16 protein-coding genes are annotated in these 14127 nt (G+C 43.8%); 9 read left to right on the top strand and 7 right to left on the bottom strand.

Features of this window, described 5'->3' with window-relative positions:
• Positions 1 to 289 precede the first annotated feature (289 nt).
• A complete protein-coding gene (locus IQ246_RS06825; protein WP_194001346.1) occupies positions 290 to 904 on the top strand; it encodes a GerMN domain-containing protein in 615 nt (204 codons plus the stop codon).
• 71 nt (positions 905 to 975) lie between these two features.
• Here IQ246_RS06825 and IQ246_RS06820 read toward each other — a convergent pair whose 3' ends face one another.
• From IQ246_RS06820 to efp, 3 genes are all read right to left on the bottom strand, one after another.
• The gene (locus IQ246_RS06820) at positions 976 to 1320 is read right to left on the bottom strand and encodes a metalloregulator ArsR/SmtB family transcription factor (RefSeq protein WP_194001344.1); all 345 of its coding nucleotides are present in this window, start codon (positions 1318 to 1320) and stop codon (positions 976 to 978) included.
• 57 nt (positions 1321 to 1377) lie between these two features.
• A complete protein-coding gene (accB, locus tag IQ246_RS06815) occupies positions 1378 to 1932 on the bottom strand; it encodes an acetyl-CoA carboxylase biotin carboxyl carrier protein (RefSeq protein WP_194001342.1) in 555 nt (184 codons plus the stop codon).
• A 90-nt stretch (positions 1933 to 2022) separates the two neighbouring features.
• A complete protein-coding gene (gene efp / locus IQ246_RS06810; protein ID WP_194001340.1) occupies positions 2023 to 2580 on the bottom strand; it encodes an elongation factor P in 558 nt (185 codons plus the stop codon).
• 315 nt (positions 2581 to 2895) lie between these two features.
• Between efp and IQ246_RS06805 the strand changes: the two genes are divergently transcribed.
• Positions 2896 to 4002: a peptidylprolyl isomerase gene (locus IQ246_RS06805; RefSeq protein WP_370588460.1), complete on the top strand. Its 1107-nt coding sequence runs from the start codon at positions 2896 to 2898 to the stop codon at positions 4000 to 4002.
• A gap of 122 nt (positions 4003 to 4124) precedes the next feature.
• Here the strand turns inward: IQ246_RS06805 and IQ246_RS06800 are convergent, their stop codons facing one another.
• Positions 4125 to 4697: a Uma2 family endonuclease gene (locus IQ246_RS06800; protein ID WP_194001337.1), complete on the bottom strand. Its 573-nt coding sequence runs from the start codon at positions 4695 to 4697 to the stop codon at positions 4125 to 4127.
• Positions 4698 to 4785: 88 nt separating this feature from the next.
• Between IQ246_RS06800 and thiL the strand changes: the two genes are divergently transcribed.
• Entirely contained in the window at positions 4786 to 5841 is a 1056-nt protein-coding gene (thiL, locus tag IQ246_RS06795; protein WP_194001335.1) for a thiamine-phosphate kinase, read from the top strand.
• Between the two features lie 26 nt (positions 5842 to 5867).
• Here thiL and IQ246_RS06790 read toward each other — a convergent pair whose 3' ends face one another.
• Positions 5868 to 6881 carry a type I glyceraldehyde-3-phosphate dehydrogenase gene (locus IQ246_RS06790; protein ID WP_194001333.1) on the bottom strand — a complete coding sequence of 338 codons (1014 nt, stop codon included), beginning with the start codon at positions 6879 to 6881 and terminating at the stop codon, positions 5868 to 5870.
• Positions 6882 to 6997: 116 nt separating this feature from the next.
• Positions 6998 to 7624 (bottom strand): nicotinate (nicotinamide) nucleotide adenylyltransferase, encoded by a 627-nt coding sequence (gene nadD / locus IQ246_RS06785; protein WP_194001331.1) that lies wholly within the window; start codon positions 7622 to 7624, stop codon positions 6998 to 7000.
• Between the two features lie 404 nt (positions 7625 to 8028).
• On the opposite strand from nadD, the gene murC reads away from it, so the two are divergent.
• The 4 genes from murC to IQ246_RS06765 all read left to right on the top strand — a co-directional run bounded on the left by murC (position 8029) and on the right by IQ246_RS06765 (position 11754).
• Entirely contained in the window at positions 8029 to 9492 is a 1464-nt protein-coding gene (gene murC, locus IQ246_RS06780) for a UDP-N-acetylmuramate--L-alanine ligase (protein ID WP_194001329.1), read from the top strand.
• Between the two features lie 114 nt (positions 9493 to 9606).
• Positions 9607 to 10593 (top strand): UDP-N-acetylmuramate dehydrogenase, encoded by a 987-nt coding sequence (gene murB / locus IQ246_RS06775; protein WP_194001327.1) that lies wholly within the window; start codon positions 9607 to 9609, stop codon positions 10591 to 10593.
• Between the two features lie 236 nt (positions 10594 to 10829).
• Positions 10830 to 11177: a YbaB/EbfC family nucleoid-associated protein gene (locus IQ246_RS06770; RefSeq protein ID WP_162397640.1), complete on the top strand. Its 348-nt coding sequence runs from the start codon at positions 10830 to 10832 to the stop codon at positions 11175 to 11177.
• Positions 11178 to 11268: 91 nt separating this feature from the next.
• Positions 11269 to 11754 (top strand): low molecular weight protein-tyrosine-phosphatase, encoded by a 486-nt coding sequence (locus tag IQ246_RS06765; protein WP_194001325.1) that lies wholly within the window; start codon positions 11269 to 11271, stop codon positions 11752 to 11754.
• Between the two features lie 134 nt (positions 11755 to 11888).
• Here the strand turns inward: IQ246_RS06765 and IQ246_RS06760 are convergent, their stop codons facing one another.
• Positions 11889 to 12572, bottom strand: coding sequence for a response regulator transcription factor (locus IQ246_RS06760; RefSeq protein WP_194001323.1), 684 nt, complete (start codon positions 12570 to 12572; stop codon positions 11889 to 11891).
• A 574-nt stretch (positions 12573 to 13146) separates the two neighbouring features.
• Between IQ246_RS06760 and smpB the strand changes: the two genes are divergently transcribed.
• Complete coding sequence (gene smpB / locus IQ246_RS06755; RefSeq protein WP_194001321.1) at positions 13147 to 13614, top strand: SsrA-binding protein SmpB; 468 nt, start codon at positions 13147 to 13149, stop codon at positions 13612 to 13614.
• A gap of 181 nt (positions 13615 to 13795) precedes the next feature.
• On the top strand, positions 13796 to 14074 hold the full coding sequence (locus IQ246_RS06750; protein ID WP_194001319.1) for a WGxxGxxG family protein: 279 nt from the start codon (positions 13796 to 13798) through the stop codon (positions 14072 to 14074).
• Positions 14075 to 14127 lie beyond the last annotated feature (53 nt).

Here is a 14127-nt window from a genome sequence, read left to right as displayed (position 1 = left end):
GGGCATGGGGCATGGGGCAATAGTTCTTCTTCCTCCACTCCTCCATTCCCCCACTTCCTCACTCCTCCACTCCCCAAATCCCTAAATTTACATAATTGGGCAGGTGACGGACTACAAGTGTAAATTCTAAAATTGAGTTATAGACCAGCAAAATTAAGAATTATACGATTTTGAAGCAGAGAGCTTCCTCTAGTAGTTTTTGGGAAACTCTCCAATTGTAAGTATCGTCTTTAACCAGGCTGCTCCTCATATAAAGACTATTCAGCCCTCAGTCAGGAAGGTTTTGAACATGAAAGACCAACAAGGATCTAACCGTATAACTCCAGGTGTAATTGCAGTTGTCTCAGCAGCGGTTGTAGCGGTGGGTGGTGGTGTAGCTTGGGTTACTTCAAACTCTAATAATTCTCCTACACCGTCAAGCTCCTCTCAAAAAATAACCCAGCCGGGACAGCAGCCATCGACCACCCAACCAGGTAATGAGAAAACCGCCAACATTTATTGGCTAAGACCAAAAGACAAAAATATTAATTTAGTTCCCCAGCCAGTTAAAGTAGCTACTGCACAGCCCAACCAAGCCTTAGAAGCAGCTTTCCAAAGTTTGTTAGCGGGCCCCACAGAAGGGAAAGATTCGACGACCATTCCTAAGGGAACCAAACTATTAGGGCTGAAGACAGACAATAACGAGGTTCACGTTAATTTGTCTGAAGATTTTACCAGCGGTGGTGGTAGTTCATCAATGATGGGTCGCGTAGGACAAGTTGTTTACACTGCGACAACTTTAAATCCAAAAGCCAAGGTGTACATTGATGTAAACGGCAAACCCTTAGATGTTTTGGGTGGTGAAGGTGTGGAGTTACAACAGCCGCTAACTCGTGAAAGCTTTCAGAAAAATTATCCACTTTAGTCATGAGTCATGAGTCATTGGTCATTAGTGAATGGCAAATGACAAATGACAAATGACAAAGGACAAATAACTTACCGCTTACTATTTAATACACGAAAGTTACGGGCTTGCTGTTCTAACCTTGTGGCAAGGCGATCGCAAACCCGGTTGCATAAGTCAAAAATCATTTGATCTTCTACCCGGTAGTAGGCACAAGTTCCTTCACTGCGGCGGCTAAGGATTCCTGCTTGCCACATTACCTTCAGGTGCTTCGACACATTTGCCTGAGAAGTCTGTGTTGCCTCTACTAACTCTTGCACGCATTTTTCTTCATCCCGAAGCAAGTGTAGCAGCCGCAGACGCATCGGCTCACTTAACAGGCTGAAGTATTCAGCTATTTGTTGCACCACTTCTGGTACAGGCAACGCTTGTTTCATCAGGATTAACCCGCAAGGACTGAAAGTATATGACTCATTTCATATATAGATTAATACTTAATCAGGGTTAATTCGCATCAAAGGCTGACCATATTCTACCGGTTCACCATTTTGAAGAAGAATTTCCATCACTTGTCCTGAAACTTCGGCTTCAATTTCATTCATTAGTTTCATGGCTTCAATAATACAAACCGTTTGACCGCTACGGATGCGATCGCCTACTTCCACAAATGGCCCTTCCCCTGGTGCGGAAGCCCGATAAAATGTTCCCACCATTGGAGAAGGCACTTCTACTAATCTTTGATCAATCGCTGAGGGGGCATTTACTGACAACTGCAATTGCGTCCCACTCATAGTATTGTCAAAGACACGACTTGTCGCCACCTCCGTTACTGGAGTTGATGCTTGAGGTGCGGGTGAAACCGATGTCAATCCCGACGAACTAACCACACCACCTCCAGTTGTCTGACCTACCGACAACATCTGAGTGCTAACGCTCACGCCCTTACGTACCGTTAGTTCAAAGTCATTGCTTTTGAGCGTTACTTCTGCAATATCTGTTTGTGCGATAGTTGCTAGTAGTTGGCGGATTTCATTAAAGTCCAATGGCACAGTTTTTATTACCTCGACCTATCAGTAAATTAGAATCTTAAGTGTTGCAGGGATTGAAATCGGCAGCAAGCACCTCATTTGAGATGAAAGTTATTCTCTGCCTTGGTATTTATCGTCACGAGTATCAATGCGGATACGTTCTCCTTGAACAATAAACAAGGGAACCATTACACTAGCTCCAGTTTCTAGAATTGCTGGTTTTGTACCACCTGTAGCAGTATCACCTTTGACACCAGGATCTGTTTGCACAACTTCTAGAACCACGGAGTTAGGCAGTTCCACTTCGAGCACTTGCTCACCCCAGCGCACGACGTTAACTTCCATACCTTCTTTAAGGTACTTGACGCGATCGCCAATTTGCGCTGCACTCAATCTGCCTTCTTCGTAAGTTTCCATATCCATAAAAACGAACTCATTGCCCTCTTTATAGGTATGCTGCATCGTGCTTTTTTCTAGAGTGGCTTGGGGTACTGTTTCCCCAGCCCGGAATGTTTTTTCTACCACGTTCCCATTTTGAGCATTTCTCAGTTTTGTCCGCACAAAGGCAGAACCTTTACCGGGCTTAACGTGGAGGAATTCTATCACCCGCCATACAGACCCATCTAAAACAATTGAAACACCGGGTCGAAAGTCGTTACTGGAGATCATGAAGCTTTCAAGTTTTAGAAGACAATCGGCATTTATTGTACCCTTCAAGCGGAGTAATTAGTCAGTTGACATTTGTCATTGGTCATTTGTTAAGAGTCAAGGGTCAAGAGTTAGGATGCACACAGAGGAGCAGAGGTGCAAAGGGGCAGAGGGGAAAGACTTACTGCAACTTCCCCCCTGCTCACGCCAGTTGCTACAACGGGTGGCTCCACTCCCCCACTCCCCATCTCCCCTGCTACCTCAGCACCTAACGTGGGAAGATTATTGATGAGTTACGTCCAGTCAACAATTTTGATGCTGCATTTGAGCCATGCCATGTTTAACTTTTTAAAATTCTGGCTGAAGAACAGCCTCATGACAATACTGCTGGTAGCAATATTTTTAGGCATAACTACATCTGGGTGGACTCCCTCCAGTAACGCCGCTCTGCCAGCTGGAAATGCAATTACCGACGGTAAAGCTCTGTTACGGTATGCACTCCCGATAAATAATAAACCTGTGCGGCAACTGCAAGCCAGCTTAGAAGACATATCTGCCCAACTGCGGGCGAATCGGCGGTGGGGTGCTATTTCCAAAGACATCAGCCAAGCATCGCGGATTCTCGATAAACCCTCCCAAATCTTAACAAGCGTTCCTGAAGAACGCCAACCCCAAGCCGAAGCTTGGATTACCGAATTGAAATCTGGCGTGGGTAAACTGCAAGAATTGGCGAACGTCAAAGATAAAGAACACATTCTCCAAGAAAGAGCTAAACTGCTGAATTTGGTCACACAAATCGAAGAGTCGATGGTGAAGGGATTCCCTTTTGAAGTGCCTGTCCAGTACAGTTATCTACCTCAGCTTAAAGGTCGCGCCACCGTGGAATTTAAAACCAACAAAGGCAACCTGACTCTTGTGGTGGACGGTTACAGTGCCCCTGTAACTGCTGGAAATTTTGTAGATTTGGTACAACGCGGTTTTTATAACGGCTTAGAATTTACCCGTTCTGAAGAATCTTACGTGCTACAAACTGGAGATCCACCAGGGAAGGAAGCAGGTTTTATTGACCCAAAAACAAACGAATATCGCGCCATTCCCTTAGAAATTTTGGTTGAAGGCGACAAGGAGCCTACCTATGGCATTACTCTAGAAGAAGCTGGTCGTTACATTGATATGCCAGTTTTGCCTTTTTCTGCCTTTGGTGCATTGGCAATGGCTCGTCCCGAAAGTGAAGTGAATGGAGGTTCTTCGCAATTTTTCTTCTTCCTGTTTGAGCCGGAACTCACACCCGCAGGGCGCAATTTATTGGATGGTCGCTATGCCATTTTTGGTTATCTTACCGAAGGCAAAGAGATTTTGGATCAACTCAAGGCTGGTGACAAAATTGAATCGGCAACAGTTATTCAGGGTATAGAAAACTTGGTTGAGCCACAATCAGCATAATCATTTACAGAACAAACTTTAGCTGGTGTTGGCGATGCGATCGCTCAGCTACCAGAGCGTTGTATAATTTCCAAATCAGGGTGGGCATATTGCCTGCCCGAAAATTTCCAGAATGAGCATTACTAACTAAGATTCCCAGCGCTAAACACTTGCTCAGTAGCGATCGCCAACTCTGGAAAAGTCCGCGATGCAATCTGCTGGTTACTCGTAAAAACTGTATCTTCGTACAGTCCCTCTTCCAGAAACAATACTGTAATCTTCGTTTCTAGCGGGTCTACAATCCAATATTCAGAAACCTCCAATGCCGCATATTCAGATCGCTTATAACGATAGTCCCGTTTCACCGACTCTGGACTGACCACCTCTATAATTAGTAATGGGGGTGACTGAAATACTGCTGACACATTCAACAATTCTTTGGCTTGTTCCAGTGTCACTACACACAGGTCAGTCAACCTAGATTTATTTCTACCCGTTCTCACCCCACCTTCTCGCAAACACAGCCAAGGATAGCTACAACGTTTGATTTCTGTTTTCAAAGCAGTGTCTAAAAAATCGGCAATCAAAAAATGTTGAATAGTCGGTGGGTTCATTAGCTCCAGCCTGCCATCCACGAGTTCATTACGGAAATCGCTGCCATCATCATAAATTAAGTATTCCTCAAATGTAATGCTAGTTACTGGTGTTGTTACCATCCCAACTGACTCCTAGACGATACCCTTATCCTAAACCGTAAAGCAAATCATCAGTTTTCTTATAACTTTGCAACCCGGAAAACCGATTGTGAATAGTGATTTATCTTCCCTACAAATACAAGATATTGGTGAACAAGGACTTTTACAAAGATTGCAGCGATTCTGTCCCCCAGAAATCATTGGGGATGATGCAGCGGTGCTACTGACAGAACCAGAACAATCTTTAGTAGTGACAACGGATGTCCTAATTGACGGCGTACATTTTAGTAACGTCACTACTTCCCCAGAAGATGCTGGTTGGCGAGCAGCAGCAGCCAATTTATCAGATTTAGCAGCAATGGGTGCTTCACCTTTGGGAATCACTGTCGGACTGGGACTCCCTGGTGAAATGATGGTGAGTTGGGTTGAGCGGTTGTATCAAGGAATGACACAATGCCTGCAACAGTACAATACTCCAATTGTGGGTGGTGATATCGTGCGATCGCCTGTGACTACTCTGGCAATTACCGCTTTCGGTCAAGTTCACCCTAACCAAATTATCCGCCGTTCCGCTGCTCAGGTAGGAGATGCGATCATCGTTACAGGCGTCCACGGAGCCTCCCGTGCTGGCTTAGAATTGCTCTTACATCCTCAATTCGGACAAAACCTTAACGACACAGTAAAGACGGCTTTAATCAAAGCACACCAACGCCCTCAACCACGATTAGATGTCTTACCAATCCTCCAAAAAATCTTAGCATCTTCCTCTCCCACTTCGCCCCTCTCCCACTTCCCCCCTCTCCCACTCTCCATCGCTGGGATGGATAGCAGCGACGGTTTAGCAGATGCAGTTATGCAAATCTGCCGCGCCAGCGGTGTCGGTGCTATCCTAGAGCGCAGGCAAATCTCCTTACCGACAGCTTTTGAGCACTGGCTGACAAAAGAGCAAGCACTGGAATACGCTCTCTATGGTGGTGAAGACTTTGAATTAGTGCTTTGCTTACCACAATATCTAGCCCATGACTTAGTAGAACAACTAGGTCAGAGTGCGGCTGTTGTGGGGAGGATTACATCGGAATCAACAGTAGTATTGCACGATGAAAAAGAAAAATTCCCTGACCAAGTTCTGAGTCTTAGCCAGGGATTTCAACATTTTAGTCATTAGTCATTTGTCGAAGGACTAATAACTAATTATTGCCACTTGTGAGCCACTAATTCTGCCAAATCCAGAACTCGCTGGCTGTAACCCCACTCGTTGTCATACCACGCCATCACTTTCACTAAGTCATTGCCCAAGACCAAAGTCAAAGCAGCATCCACAATCGAAGAAGCGTCACTACCTTGATAATCGGACGATACCAGTTGTAGTTCACTGTAGTCCAAAATACCTTTGAGTGGGCCTTCAGCAGCATCTTTAAGAGCTTGGTTAACTTCTTCGGTAATAGTACGCTTCTCAACCTGAACCACGAAATCTACCATTGAAACGTTCGGGGTAGGTACACGCAGAGCAACGCCATTCAGCTTACCCTTGAGGTCTGGAATTACCAGCGCCACTGCTTTTGCCGCACCAGTTGAGGTGGGTACAATGTTTATGGCTGCTGCTCTGGCCCGTCGCAAGTCCCGGTGAGAAGCGTCTAGCAAGCGCTGGTCGCCAGTATAGCTGTGGGTGGTGGTCATTGTACCTTTAATGATGCCGAATTTATCATTCAACACCTTGGCGATGGGAGCCAAGCAATTAGTGGTACAGCTGGCATTACTGATGATGTGGTGTTTGTTGTGGTCATAGTCATGATGATTTACACCAACCACAAAAGTGCCATCCTCATTTTTACCAGGGGCGGTGATCAGAACCTTCTTGGCTCCAGCATTCACATGCTTCAGCGCTCCTTCTTTGCTGGTAAATACTCCCGTCGCTTCGATGATCAGGTCAATTTCCCACTCTTTCCAGGGCAAGTTTTCTGGGTTGCGATCAGACACGCATTTAATGGTCTTACCGTTAACGATGATAGAGTTATCATCGGCAGCAATCTCAGCACCCTTTATCTTGCCCAGCATTGAGTCATATTTCAGCAGGTGAGCGTTGGTTCTAGGGTCTGAGGTGTCATTAATAGCAACAAGGTCAATTTGGCTATTTTCTCTACCCACCCAGCAGCGCGCAAAGTTACGTCCGATACGCCCGAAACCGTTAATTGCAACTCTGATCACAGTGTCTTGCCCTCTGTATTTATGCTTATAAGTTGATATCGTTGACCCCAATCATATCGCAAAGGGGGGGAGCACTCATAACCAGAAAGTGTTGGATCAAGAAAAAAACACATAATTTATTCAGATTTGCTTGAGTAAAGGTTGTTGTTAGCGATGTACCCTCTGACGGATTCCGGGACTAAGTAGCGAATTGACTGGCGTTGGTAGCAAAGTTTGCGAATTAGACTTGACGAAACTCCTACTAAAGGTATATTCAAGAATTGCCAGTGAATGGTAATCGACTGCTTCATCAGTTGTTGCTCCACTTGCTTGCAGATTAACTCGCTTTGAGCTATAGTCTCACCACCTACCAGTCGGGGTGCGATTAACCAATCGCACATTTGTGCTAGTTCGTGTCCGCGGTACCAACGAGGTAAGGTTTGGAAAGCATCCAAACCCAAAATCCAGTACCAGTGAGTATTTTGGTAAAAAGCAGATAAGTCGATTAGGGTATTTATCCCAAAAGAGACCCCAGAGCGATTTACTTCTACTAGTGAGACAGTAAATGCTGGGTTATCTTTTGTAGCTGTTTGCAACATTTTCACGCGATGCTCAAACAAAGCTGCTTCTTTATGAGGAGGATTTAGCGATGGCACCCAAATTACCTTTTTTAGTGGTACTTGATGCAAAGCTGTTTCGGCTATGAGGAGGTGTCCCCAATGAATTGGATCAAATGTGCCACCAAAAATTGCTAGTTGCTGCATCCAATCACGCCTGGGTTTTATGCAATTGAAAAATAGTTTCATTACCAATGTACTATTGAAGTCAATTTGCGCCTAGGCTTGATGCAATTTAAAATCAGTTTCGCCAACAATGTGCGATCGCAGTCAATTCCAGTAAGGTAACGAAAAATATGTATTTGACATTACAAGAATTTATTTCCCGACGCGGCAAAAATTCTCAGAATAATCTTAAAAACAGTTCAAAAATAGCAAAAACCTCCAACCAAGGTAAAATCATTCTGAACAAACAAAGCCAGAGCATAAAAGTCAACTAAGCATCAAACATAAACATGATGTACGAGCAGTTACGGTAAAAAATCAAATTCCTGTTATGATACGCGTGTCATTTGTGATTATGGTGTGGTGTGGTGTAAAAGGAGTAATAAATGAGTAATTCTGTAGACTTTAGTGGTAGACCATTTCATTTCATTGGTATCGGCGGCATAGGTATGTCTGCTCTAGCATACGTTCTCGCCAAACGCCAATTTCCAGTATCAGGTTCGGATCTTCGTCCTAACCACATTACGCACAAACTGGAATCTATTGGCGCTCATATTTTTGGCAAACAAGAAGCAAGCAATCTTGAATTCTTTCGCCCTCAAGTATTGGCTAATGGAGTAGTATTAAACTCACAAGAACAATTGCCTGCTCCTAGTAAGTCAATACTGCCTCAAGTCATTTGTTCGACAGCGATTAACACTAATAATTTAGAATACAAAGCGGCGTTGGAATTAGGTTGTCCTATTTTACATCGTTCAGATGTACTAGCAGCCTTGATTGCCGATTACTACAGCATTGGAGTGGCAGGAACACACGGCAAAACCACAACCAGTAGTATGATTGGCTATATGCTTTTGCAAGCAGGTTTAGACCCAACCATTTTGGTGGGTGGGGAAGTAAACGCTTGGGAAGGCAATGCTCGACTAGGGCAAAGTCGGTATTTAGTAGCAGAGGCAGATGAATCAGATGGTTCTCTAGTCAAACACGCCCCTGAAATTGGCATTATTACCAACATTGAACTTGATCATCCCGATCACTACGATACATTGGAGGAAGTAGTTGACATCTTCCAGACTTTTGCCAAGGGTTGTAAGATATTGATAGGTAGTATTGACTGTGCTACAGTACGTGATTGCCTAAAACCAACAATCAGCTACAGCTTACACTCAGATACTGACGCTGACTACACCGTCACCAATGTTGACTATCGTGCTGATGGCACCACGGCTCTTGTTTGGGAACGAGGCAAAGCTTTAGGTGTATTGAAATTGCGGCTGCTTAGTCGGCACAATCTCAGTAATGCTCTAGCAGCTGTCGCCGTTGGTCGAGCCTTGGGCTTAGAATTTGGAGAAATCGCCAAAGGCATTGCCACTTTTGAAGGAGCTAGACGCCGCTTTGAATTCCGGGGTGAAGTCGATGGTATCACCTTCATTGATGATTATGCTCATCATCCCAGCGAGATTCGCGCTACTCTTGCCGCAGCACGTTTACAGGCAAGACCAGGACAAAGAGTTGTTGCTATCTTCCAACCCCATCGCTACAGCCGTACACTTACCTTCTTAGAAGAATTTGCCCAATCTTTTACTCACGCTGATTTAGTTGTGCTGACTGATATTTACAGTGCAGGCGAACCAAATTTAGGGCAAATCAGTGGTGAACAACTAGCAGCGGAAATTGCCAAGCAGCATCCGCAAGTAGTTTATCAACCGACTTTAGACTCAGTGTGCGAATTCTTATTGCAAACACTGCACCCAGGCGATTTGGCACTTTTTCTAGGAGCTGGAAACTTGAATCAGGTGATTCCCGAAGTAATCACAACACTTTGCGAGCCTGCTAAAGCCACATCATAAGTTGCGAGGTCTAATTTCTGAGCAAAGCACCCGTCTACCAACGGTTCCATTGGTTTATGCTATTGCCGTATTATTACGGTAAAAAATGTAAAAATTTTACCTATTAAACTAAAGATGACCATTTCCCAGGCAGTTGGAAACGTCTGCATAGCTTCTGCTTTGAATACAAAGAAACAAGAAACAGCTAATTCAATCAAGAGTGAGGTAATTTATTTACCTGGTACTGATTGTGCGATTAAGTCTCAGGCTTCCTTGTCAGCGTTTACTTCCTATAGAGTTGGGGGAGCAGCCCAATGGTACGTTGCTCCCCGAAACTTAGAAGCGTTACAGGCAAGTCTTAACTACGCAAAAGAACATGATTTAATAGTAACAATACTGGGAGCAGGTTCTAACTTATTAGTGAGCGATCGCGGTATACCAGGCTTAGTCATTGTTACTCGCCATCTGCGCCACAGCTACTTCGACTCCGAGACAGGCCAATTAACCGTTGCCTCTGGAGAATCAATTCCCAGCTTGGCATGGCAGGTAGCAGAACTAGGGTGGCAGGGATTGGAGTGGGCTGTTGGTATCCCTGGAACTGTCGGGGGCGCTGTCGTAATGAATGCAGGAGCACATAAGAGCTGTATCGCAGATATGTTAGTTAGCGCCCAGGTACTTTCACCTGATGGTACAGTGGGAACTTTTACACCTAAACAGCTAGGTTATAGCTACCGAACTTCATTACTACAAGGCGGCGATCGCATAGTCACTCAAGCCACCCTCCAGCTTGAGCCAGGTGCTGATCCAGCACAAGTTGTAGCGCTTACCAAGCAGCACAAAAAGCATCGGCTGAACACCCAGCCCTACAACTTCCCCAGTTGTGGCAGTGTGTTCCGCAATCCCAAACCTTACACTGCTGGATGGTTAATCGAACAAACTGGTTTAAAAGGTTACCAAATTGGTGGAGCACAAGTAGCACAACTTCACGCCAATTTTATCGTCAATCGTGGTGGAGCAAAGGCTAGTGATATCTTCTGTCTCATTCGGCATATCCAACAACAGGTTCAAGAACGTTGGTCTATTTGGTTAGAACCAGAAGTCAAAATGATCGGAGAGTTTTAAAGTGCTTGTTGAAATTTGCAATTAAGGGTATGGAAACTGAACAAGCAAAAGGGCAGAGGAAGAAAAAACTGACTGCAACTTCTCCTGTCCTCCCTTACTCTCCTGCTTCATGCCCAATGCCCCATGCTCCATGCCCCCTGCCCAGCATTAATTATTGGTAAAAAAAGAGGCAAATTGCCCACCCCATCTATAATTGAATTTGATTTGTTATTCAACGCACACGCGGACAATCAATTATGACAGGAAAAGGACAGGGATTCGGCTTTGGCTTAGGAAAAATGAAAGAATTAGCCGAAGCTTTTAAAAAAGCACAACAAGTTCAAGAAGGTGCAAAGCGACTCCAAGAAGAATTGGAGCAAATGGAGATTCAAGGAGAATCTGGCGGTGGTTTAGTTAAAGTAATTGTCAGTGGCAACCAAGAACCCAAGCGAGTGGAAATTTCCCCAGATGCTTTAGGAGAAGGTGCAGAGGTACTTTCTGATCTTGTGGCAGTGGCAATGAAAGACGCCTACAACAAATCCACAGCAACAATGAGGGAACGTATGGAAGATTTGACAAGTGGACTGGAACTTCCTGGATTTTAGTTGTTAGTCATTAGTCATTAGTCCTTGGTCAATAACTATGGACAAATGACAAATGACAAATGACTGAATCCTTACGGACAATCAAATATTTATGCCTTATAAGCTGCTGTTTGTCTGCTTAGGTAACATCTGCCGATCCCCATCGGCAGAAAATATTATGAATCATTTAATTGAGCAGGCTGGCTTGAGCGATCGCATCTTTTGCGACTCAGCTGGTACATCTAGCTACCATATTGGTAGCCCACCTGATCAACGCATGAGTGCTGCGGCTGCTAAAAAGCTTTTAATTAAATTACGTGGTCGAGCACGCCAGTTTAAAAAGTCGGACTTTCAAGATTTTGATTTAATTTTGGCTATGGATCGAGAGAATTATCAGGACATCCTTTCTCTTGATCAAACTGGACAGTATCATCACAAAGTGCGTTTAATGTGCGATTTTTGCTCTCGACACACCCTCAAGGAAGTTCCAGATCCTTATTACGGTGGTTTAGAAGGATTTAATCAAGTGATAGATTTACTTGTTGATGCTTGTGAAGGTTTGCTCACATACGTTACTACCCAGCAATCAATACCATAACGTAGAGAGTTTGGAGGTTGAAGATTGTAATTATTGGAGTGAGGACTTTAACATTTCTAACTCCTGTACAGACGCTTAGGCGCTCTCTGAGCGCCTAAGCGTAAGAGTATAATCGCGTCTTTTAACTTCTATTTTTATTCTACTAAACCATGCTTAATCGCAAAACGCACCAACTCTGCTCTGTTGCTGGTTGAAGTTTTTCTCAATAAACTGCTGACATACTTTTCCACTGTTCGAGGACTAAGGTGTAACTGATGACCCATTTCGGCATTAGAAAGACCATGAGTCAATAGCTCAAGGACTTCCTGTTCTCTATGAGTTAGGTCTGAGAACATCTGAGATGGTTGAATCTGAGTGAACAGAGAATTATGGGCGTCTACTGCTTTTGTGGAAGCGGAAATGCCCAACTTTTCCTTATGAGAAAAGCGGTACTCCGATTGAATGATTTGCGATCGCTCCAAAAGATTGCGAATTGCTGCTGCTAACTCTTCTAGTTCAAAAGGCTTGGGTAAATATAAATCACACCCTGACTGATAGCCCAAAATTCTTTCTTGGGTTTTGGTTCGTGCTGTTAACAAAATTACAGGCAATAAACGGAACGCTGGTTTTTGACGCACCTGCCGTACCAGTTCATAACCGTTCATCCGTGGCATGACGATATCCGTGACAATCAAATCAGGATGGTACTCGTCCACCATCGCCAAAGCCTCTTGACCGTCATTAGCCGTGATCACCGAGTAGCCAGACAGTTCAAGATAATCGCTAATAGACAGACGAGTGCCCAGGTCGTCATCCACTACAAGGATCGTCAAGGGCATGGACAGTAGACCCCTAGCATTTTTTTTAGTAAGAAATTTGCTTCTATGAGCACTATCAATGAACACAGGCAACAATATTAGTGTTCTTATGTTTCATACTATGACAGGATTACCAGCTAATAACTGCCTTAGGGCTAATTTATAAAGAAAATCTTAAATCATTTAAGAGGCGCTAACGAAGTGTAACCTAACTTCAGCTTTATACGCTTAGGAGAAATCAAGAGCTTTATAATTCGTAACAACTTATCGAAAAATTAGAGTAAATACTCACCATAATGTAAATTAATATTGACTTAAACAATAATTTTCTGGAATTTCAGTAATTAAAAATAAATAAATCTATAGCCATCAGTAGTGTTTACTCATTTTTGACAACACCTAATTGACAAACATAATGATTATATTTACACACTCCAAGCAACTTGAAGTTATTGAAAAACTTTCAATGGCAACTTAGAAAAGCTAAATTAGTGATATACAGATCAGCATTTATAGTGGTTTAATATCCCCCCAAAAATTCACAAAGTTAATCCAAACAATTTTTTCGGTACATTTAACGCATCCAAAATGATCAATGAGTGAAAAGAGCGAAGGTTACAAAGTTATTAGTGACAACCGTCAAGCCCGTTATTTATATGAAATCCTGGAAACTTACGAAGCTGGAATTCAGTTGACAGGAACCGAAGTCAAGTCAATTCGTGCGGGTAGAGTCAATCTTCAAGATGGCTATGCTTTACTTCGCAACGGCGAAGCATGGTTGATCAACGTGCATATCTCCCCTTACACTGCCAGTGGTCAATATTTTAATCATGAACCGCGGCGTACACGCAAGCTGCTGTTACATCGCCAAGAACTCCGCAAGCTAATTGGCAAAGTCGAACAGCAAGGTTTAACCTTAGTGCCTTTGAAAATGTATCTCAAAAGAGGCTGGGTGAAAATCAGTATAGCTCTTGGCAAAGGTAAAAAGCTCTACGACAAACGAGAAGACCTAAAACGACGCCAAGATCAGCGCGATATTCAAAGGGCGATGAAAAACTATTAACTGTCAGTGTTGCCATACTACACTCTACATTAGGGTGAGAAACGGATTGCAGTAGAAAGCATGTTGTATGTCCTCAGCGTGAGTTGACAAAATGCCCAGTTTATAGCTCCAGATTGATTTTATTAAATTTTAAACTCGATACAGTTGTGAATAACTTCGGATGGCATGAGGGACTTTCACGATGAAACGCAATTTCACCAAAGCTGTTGGCGCGGGCGTGCTCACCTTGAGTATGGGAATTATGCCCTTAACTCTACCTGCACAGGCCCAGACAACTACTGATCCTGGAGTCAATACAGCTCCCAGGACAACAACTTATGAGCGCAATGATTTTGATTGGGGTTGGTTAGGATTAATTGGTCTGTTAGGTTTAGCTGGTTTAGCAGGTAGAAAGCGTAATGACGAACCAACCCGTTATCGTGACCCTAATACCCCCGGGGCTACCACCTACAGGGACTAGACAATTAAAACTTCCAAAACAGTCAACAATCAGTTGTTTTATACTGACTGTTG

It is taken from the genome of aff. Roholtiella sp. LEGE 12411 (assembly GCF_015206995.1).
GTDB lineage: Bacteria > Cyanobacteriota > Cyanobacteriia > Cyanobacteriales > Nostocaceae > Komarekiella.
This window is presented reverse-complemented; position numbering and strand designations above follow the sequence as displayed.